We start from the raw sequence: 7036 nt of genomic DNA on the forward strand, positions 1-7036 counted from the left end.
GCGACCAAGACATAGAATGGACTTGCACTCAAGGATAAAGTGTGTTCCCCGATAATTGTTCGGGGGGGGGGTCTTCGTGGAGCGACAGAGCTGCGAATCATTATACTTGGCCGAAGCCGGTCGAGCATCGAGGGAGCAGGCGTCGGTACTGCCCACCAAGTCTCGCAAGCCTACCGAGTTCACAACTCTACAGGGCACCAAGGATGCCGACAAACCCTGTCCCGGCTCTGAGGAGTTCGTCGCCCTCTGCAAGTCCCTTGACTCTAGGTCCTTTGGCTATCGGTTTGTTAAGCGCGCCTTTGATATTGCATTCTCGGGATGTGTGACCATTATCGGACTCGTCCCGTGCGTATTGCTGTCCGTTGCGATTGCTGTAGATACCAAGGGGACTCCAATCTACTCGCAGGTGCGTGTGGGCAGGTATGGGAGGCCTTTCCATATCTATAAGTTTCGTTCCATGGTGGCGGATGCTGACGATGTTGAGAAGTACCTCACACCCGAGCAGCTCGCCGTTTGGAAGCGTGAACGCAAGGTAGACAATGATCCGCGTATCACCAAGCTTGGCCGAGTTCTGAGGAAGACCTCTATTGATGAGCTTCCGCAGTTTCTCAATGTGCTGCTTGGCCAAATAAGCGTCATCGGTCCTCGCCCTATTTCATATGACGAGCTTGAACACTTTGGCGATGATGCCGCGCTGCTCTGCAGCGTTCCGGGGGGCATCACTGGTCTCTGGCAGTCCTCAAAGCGTAATGACGCCACCTTTGAGACAGGTGAGAGGCAGAAGATTGAGCTGAGGTATGTCAAAGAGGCGAGTCTTGGGCTAGATGCCAAGTGCTTCATTAATACCTTTAGTGCCATGTTTAGCAAGAGGACTGGTCGATAGTGTGCCAGCCTACTATTAGTGTCATTATTCCCACACTCAACGCTGAAAATGAGATTGATCAACTGTTGTCTTTGCTAGAACGACAGACTCTCACCCCGAGTGAAATACTCGTGGTAGATTCGTCCTCTGATGACAATACAGCGGCTGAGGTTAAGAAGCATCCTTCGACTTCCTTGATGGTCATTGATAGAAGCTCGTTCAACCATGGTGGAACGAGGGACCTTGCCTTTCGCAAAACAACAGGTGAGATTGTTTGCTTTCTTACACAGGATGCAATACCCGAGAACTCCGACTATCTAGAGAAGCTCGTTCGTCCGATTCTTGATAACCCTGAGGTTGCACTTTCAAGCGGAAGGCAGCTGCCCAAGTCCGATGCTAGACGATTTGAACAGCTAGTCAGGAGCTTTAACTATCCAGATTATGCTTCAGTTCGTGGCAAGGAAGACCTGTCGATATATGGCATCAAGACCTTCTTTGCCTCGGACGTGTGCTCTGCCTATCGGCGTAGGGCATACATTGCATGCGGCGGCTTCCCTCAAGTCGTAACAAATGAAGACATGCTGATGGCTGCGCGTTTCATAGACAACGGTTACAAGGTTGCGTATGTGCCTGCGGCGACAGTTTTCCATTCGCATAACCTCAAGCCAAGCCAACAATATGAGCGCAACAAGGCAATTGGCTCTATTCTGGAGTCTCATTCGGATGAGCTAATGGGTGCAAGTGAGATAGGCGAGGGCGGAAAACTTGTTAAAGCGGTTTCCGCTCAATTGTTACGTGAGGGTCGGGTTGGAGAGTTCTTCCTGTTTGGAATTGATTGTGCCGCCCGCTTTCTTGGCAATCGTGCAGGTCGAGCAGAGGCTAGAAAGGTAATGAAAAAATGAAGGGTATTATTCTCGCCGGCGGCTCGGGCACGAGGCTGTATCCGCTGACCACCGTGACCAGCAAGCAGCTCCTGCCGGTCTACGACAAGCCGATGGTCTACTATCCGCTGTCCACGCTCATGCTGGCAGGCATCAGGGACATCCTCATCATCTCGACGCCCCAGGACGCCCCCAACTTCGAGAGGCTGCTCGAGGACGGGGAGGACTTCGGCATCCGTCTCTCCTATGCGGTGCAGCCCGAGCCCGACGGCCTGGCGCGCGCCTTCCACTACGGGGCGGGCTTCGTGGACGGGGATGCCTGCGCGCTCGTGCTGGGGGACAACATCTTCTACGGCAACGGCCTCTCCCGCCACCTGAGGAGGGCGGCGGAGAATGCCGGGAAGGGCCGCGCCACGGTCTTCGGATACCGGGTGGACGACCCCGAGCGCTTCGGCGTCGTGGAGTTCGACAGGGACTACAACGCCGTCTCGATCGAGGAGAAGCCGGCACACCCCAAGTCCAGCTACGCCGTGACGGGCCTCTACTTCTACGACAGCAGGGTCACGGAGTATGCGTCCAGGGTCGTGCCCTCGGCCCGCGGCGAGTACGAGATCACGGACCTCAACAGGATGTATCTCGAGGACGGCACGCTCGACGTCGTGACGCTGGGGCGCGGCTACGCGTGGCTCGACACCGGCACCATGGAATCCCTCTACGAGGCGGGGGAGTTCGTGCGCACCGTGGAGCGCGCCCAGGACCTGCCGGTGTCCGTGCCCGAGGAGATAGCCTACGAGAACGGGTGGATCTCCAGGGACCATCTCCTTGCCTGCGCGGAGCGCTACGGCAAGAGCAACTACGGCAGGCATCTGCGCACGGTGGCGGAGGGCGCCATCGTGCCGGACGGCAGGAACAGGGAGGACTAGGACATGGCAGAGGTCGTCTTCGAGCCGAGAAACATCGTCGTCACGGGCGGCTGCGGCTTCATCGGGTCCAACTTCGTGCGCTGGGTGGCCAGGAACCATCCGGAGGTGCATGTGACCGTGCTCGACAAGCTCACCTATGCAGGGAACCCCGCAAACATAGCAGGCCTCCCGGAGTCCCAGGTGGAGCTCGTGGTGGGCGACATCTGCGATGCGGACCTGCTGGACGAGGTGGTGCCGGGGCATGATGCGATCGTCCACTATGCGGCGGAGTCCCACAACGACAACTCCATCGCCGACCCCGAGCCCTTCGTGCAGACGAACGTCGTGGGCACCTACAGGCTCCTGCAGGCAGCGAGGAGATATGGCATCCGCTACCACCACATCAGCACGGACGAGGTGTATGGGGACCTGGCGCTGGACGAGCCGAGGCGCTTCGAGCCTGACGACCCCTACAGGCCGAGCAGCCCCTATTCCTCGACGAAGGCATCCTCCGACCTGCTGGTGCGCGCCTGGGCGAGGACCTACGGCCTTGCGGCCACGATCTCGAACTGCTCCAACAACTACGGCCCCTACCAGCACGTCGAGAAGTTCATACCCCGCCAGGTCACGAACATCCTCTGCGGCATCCGCCCCAAGCTCTACGGCACGGGGGAGAACGTGCGCGACTGGATACACACCGAGGACCACTCCCGCGCCGTCTGGGACATCCTCACCAAGGGGAGGATAGGCGAGACCTACCTCATAGGCGCCGACGGCGAGAGGTCGAACATCGACGTCCTGAGGGAGATCCTCTCCCTCATGGGAGAGCCCCAGGATGCCTTCGACTGGGTGCGCGACAGGCCCGGCCACGACAGGCGGTACGCGATCGACCCCACGAAGCTGGAGCGCGAGCTCGGCTGGAGGCCCGTCCACACGGACTTCGCCGAGGGGCTCGCCCAGACCATAGAGTGGTACCGCACGCACGAGTCCTGGTGGCGCCCCGCCAAGGAGGCCACCGAGCGCAGGTACGCGGAGCAGGGCCAGTAGGGGGAGAGGCATGTCCGACATTCAGTTCGAGAAGGACCTCAGGGTCGAGGAGACCGGCATAGAGGGGCTCAAGGTGGTGGAGCTCGCCGTCCACGGCGACTCCCGCGGCTGGTTCAAGGAGAACTGGCAGCGAGCCAAGATGGTGGCGCTCGGGATCCCCGACCTCCATGTCGTGCAGAACAACGTCTCCTTCAACGCGGAGAGGGGCGTGACCCGCGGCATCCATGCGGAGCCCTGGGACAAGTTCATATCGGTCGCCACGGGCTCGGTCTTCGGGGCCTGGGTGGACCTCAGGGAGGGCTCTGCCACATTCGGGAAGGCCTATACCTGCACCCTCGACCCGTCGCGCGCGATATACGTCCCCAGGGGCGTCGGCAACTCCTTCCAGGCATTGGAGGACGGCACCGCCTACACCTACCTCGTCGATGCCCACTGGTCGGCGGAGCTCAAGCGCACCTACACCTTCGTGAACCTGGCGGACCCGGAGCTCGGCATCCAGTGGCCGATTCCCCTCTCGGAGGCCACGCTCTCGGAGGCCGACCTGCACCATCCGATGCTTGCGGATGTCGTGCCCATGGCGCCGAAGAGGACGCTCGTCACGGGATGCAGGGGCCAGCTGGGACGCGCCGTGAGGCAGCTCGCCGAGGAGAGGGGCCTTCTTCCCTCCTTCGACTTCTGCGACATAGACACCTTCGACATGGCAGATCCCGAGGCCTACTCGCAGTATGACTGGGACCTCTACGGAACCGTGATCAACTGCGGCGCCTGGACGGCAGTGGACAGGGCCGAGACCCCCGAGGGACGCATCTCCTGCTGGAAGGCCAATGCCCAGGGCCCGGCGCTCCTCGCAAGCACCTGCGCGGAGCACGGCATCCGCCTCGTCCACATCTCCTCCGACTACGTCTTCGACGGCACGCAGGAGCTCCACACGGAGGACGAGCCCTTCGGCCCCCTCTCCGTCTACGGCCAGTCCAAGGCCGCGGGGGACCTCGCCGTCGCGGGATGCCCCAGGCACTATATCCTGCGCTCCTCCTGGGTCATAGGCGACGGGCGCAACTTCGTGCGCACCATGGTGGGCCTGAGCGACAGGGTCGCCGACCCGGAGGACAGGCTGGACCATGTCACGGTCGTGGACGACCAGCTGGGCCGCCTCACCTTCACGCGCGACATGGCCGCCGCGATCTTCCACCTGCTCGGCTCCCACGCCCCCTACGGCACCTACGACTGCACGGGCTCCGGCGCGGTGCGCTCCTGGGCGGACATAGCGAGGGCGTGCTTCGAGGCCGCCAACGGCAACGGGGACGCGGTGGTGCCCGTCTCGACGGCGGAGTACTACGCCGGCGCCGAGGGGCCGGTCGCCCCGCGTCCCGTCCACTCCGCGCTCGACCTCGCCAAGCTCGAGGCCACGGGGTTCTCCATGCCCGACTGGGAGCAGGAGCTGAGGGAGTACCTCAATAAACTCGATGGCGAAAACATCTGCTAGGTGGTCTTGATTCATGCACGGACAACACGAATTTAGCGAGACTTTCAAGAACGACCGGGCGCTGTTGTTGACAAGAGTATGGTTTTCTGGTGTATGTCGCGTGGGGTGGCCATCCTATCGCAGAGGAGATAGGAGCCGTTTCTCATGCCGGGGCGGACTTACCCTCAGCTATTTTTGTAGGTTCGAGACTGGGCCGAACGGCTCTATCAGAATCGGCGAGAACTGCAAGATTAACGAACACATGCGCATCCCCTCATACGACAGCGTGATCATCGGTGACAATGTTCCGATGGCTTCAAAGATATTCATCTCGGATTACAATCTGTATCCCGTCAAGTAAAAGTCGACAGTTCGCTCTGTCGATTTCCCACACTTCGCTCGGGGCATGCCCGCACCCCTAGCTTCCGTTACCAGAGAGCATGAGCGCCTGGTCCATGCGGTGGCTCGTCCCGTTGAACTCGACCAGCCTGCTGTGGTGGACGACCCGGTCGATCATCGCCGCGGCGAGCTTGTCGTCGCCGAGGACCGTGCCCCACCTCCCGAACTCGATGTTGGTCGTAATGACGAGGCTCCTCCTCTCGTAGCAGTCCGACACCACCTGGAACAGCAGCCGCGCACCGGCGACGTCGATCGGGACGTAGCCGAACTCGTCCAGGATCACGAGGTCGGCGTTGGTGGCGTCCCTCAGCGCGCCGTCGAGCTTGCCCTCGGCGCTCGCTCGCTCCAGCTGCATCACCAGGCGCGCCGTCGAGTGGAACCGCACCGGGCGACCCATCGAGACGGCCCGCACGCCCATCGCCGTCGCGAGGTGGGTCTTGCCCCTCCCGGTCCTGCCGTGGAACACGAAGCCCTCGGCGGTGTCCAGGAAGGCGAGCGACTCGAGGTCGGCCGGCCCGTAGCCGTCGGGGAAGGCCACCTGCGAGTAGTCGTAGCCCTCGAACGACTTGACCTGCGGGAACCTGGCCCTGCGCATGAGGCGCTCCCTCCTGTGCACGTCGCGGCTCTCCAGCTCGGCGGACAGGAGCCTGTTGGCCGCGCGGACCTCCGCGGCCGTCGCGCCGTCCAGGAAGCCCCTCACGACGTCGCCCGACATGAAGAGCCTCCTCGCGTTCGCCGCGAGCTCCCCGTCGATGGTCGACCTTGCCGCCCTACCCATCGGCAACCACCCCCGCGAGGCGGTCGTACTCGGCGAGGTCGACCGCCTCGTCGTAGGAGACCTCGCCCGTCTCGGCGCGGGATGCGGCCAGGGCGACCGCGGAGGGGTCTATCCTGCCCGACGCCCTCAGGGAGACCGACGCCGCGCGCACGGTCGCGTCCCACCCGGACAGCGCGCACTGGTCGCGCATGCACCTCACGGCCTCCCCGAGCCCCCTCCGGTCGAGCGCGTCGATGTGGTCCCGCAGGTCGTCCGGCAGCGCGGCCCTGACCCTGCTCTCCCGCCAGGCGCCGAGCCTGTTCGCGAGCAGCGGGAGCTGGGACGCGGGGTCCGTGGTGTCGGTGGGCGCGTCGCCGTAGGCGCGCGCGTGCTCCGCGACGACGGCGCCGTCGCCGTCCATCACCGCGACCCTCGTCGCCCAGAGCCCGACGACCTGTGTTTCGTCAAGAGAATTTGAGCAAAAAGAGCATCGGATATTGAGCAGCCTGAGCATCGGAGGCGCGCACGCTTTTTGAGCGGCTAGCTCTCCTGCATGAGGGCATGGCGGACGCGGTAGGACTCGCCGCGGAACTGGATGAGCCTCCCGTGGTGGACGATGCGGTCGATCACGGCGGCGGCCATCTGGTCGTCCCCGAACACCGACCCCCACCTGCTGAACTCCAGGTTCGTGGTGATTACCACCGACTGCCTCTCGTATGCGTCGGC

Annotated in this window: 8 protein-coding genes; 5 read left to right on the forward strand and 3 right to left on the reverse strand. The window is 62.5% G+C overall.

Annotation, left to right across the window (positions count from 1 at the left end):
• Positions 1 to 76 precede the first annotated feature (76 nt).
• The 5 genes from BMX94_RS04545 to BMX94_RS04565 are packed head-to-tail and all read left to right on the forward strand — an operon-like array spanning position 77 to position 5175.
• On the forward strand, positions 77 to 883 hold the full coding sequence (locus tag BMX94_RS04545; protein WP_218138459.1) for a sugar transferase: 807 nt from the start codon (positions 77 to 79) through the stop codon (positions 881 to 883).
• Positions 883 to 1764, forward strand: a complete 882-nt coding sequence (locus BMX94_RS04550) for a glycosyltransferase family 2 protein (RefSeq protein ID WP_091004142.1) — start codon at positions 883 to 885, stop codon at positions 1762 to 1764. The genes BMX94_RS04545 and BMX94_RS04550 overlap by 1 nt, the downstream gene beginning before the upstream one ends.
• Entirely contained in the window at positions 1761 to 2666 is a 906-nt protein-coding gene (gene rfbA / locus BMX94_RS04555) for a glucose-1-phosphate thymidylyltransferase RfbA (protein ID WP_091004145.1), read from the forward strand. The genes BMX94_RS04550 and rfbA overlap by 4 nt, the downstream gene beginning before the upstream one ends.
• Positions 2667 to 2669: 3 nt before the next feature.
• Positions 2670 to 3692 carry a dTDP-glucose 4,6-dehydratase gene (rfbB, locus tag BMX94_RS04560; RefSeq protein WP_091004148.1) on the forward strand — a complete coding sequence of 341 codons (1023 nt, stop codon included), beginning with the start codon at positions 2670 to 2672 and terminating at the stop codon, positions 3690 to 3692.
• A gap of 10 nt (positions 3693 to 3702) precedes the next feature.
• Positions 3703 to 5175: a sugar nucleotide-binding protein gene (locus BMX94_RS04565; RefSeq protein ID WP_091004151.1), complete on the forward strand. Its 1473-nt coding sequence runs from the start codon at positions 3703 to 3705 to the stop codon at positions 5173 to 5175.
• Positions 5176 to 5572: 397 nt separating this feature from the next.
• Here the strand turns inward: BMX94_RS04565 and istB are convergent, their stop codons facing one another.
• From istB to BMX94_RS04580, 3 genes are all read right to left on the reverse strand, one after another.
• Entirely contained in the window at positions 5573 to 6331 is a 759-nt protein-coding gene (istB, locus tag BMX94_RS04570) for an IS21-like element helper ATPase IstB (RefSeq protein WP_091004154.1), read from the reverse strand.
• Positions 6324 to 6824: a hypothetical protein gene (locus BMX94_RS04575; RefSeq protein ID WP_091004156.1), complete on the reverse strand. Its 501-nt coding sequence runs from the start codon at positions 6822 to 6824 to the stop codon at positions 6324 to 6326. Before BMX94_RS04575 ends, istB begins: the two co-directional genes overlap by 8 nt.
• A gap of 26 nt (positions 6825 to 6850) precedes the next feature.
• On the reverse strand, positions 6851 to 7036 hold a 186-nt coding region (locus BMX94_RS04580), incomplete at its 5' end, for an ATP-binding protein (RefSeq protein WP_177171325.1).

Source organism: Olsenella sp. KH3B4, assembly GCA_900111695.1.
Taxonomy (GTDB): domain Bacteria; phylum Actinomycetota; class Coriobacteriia; order Coriobacteriales; family Atopobiaceae; genus Tractidigestivibacter.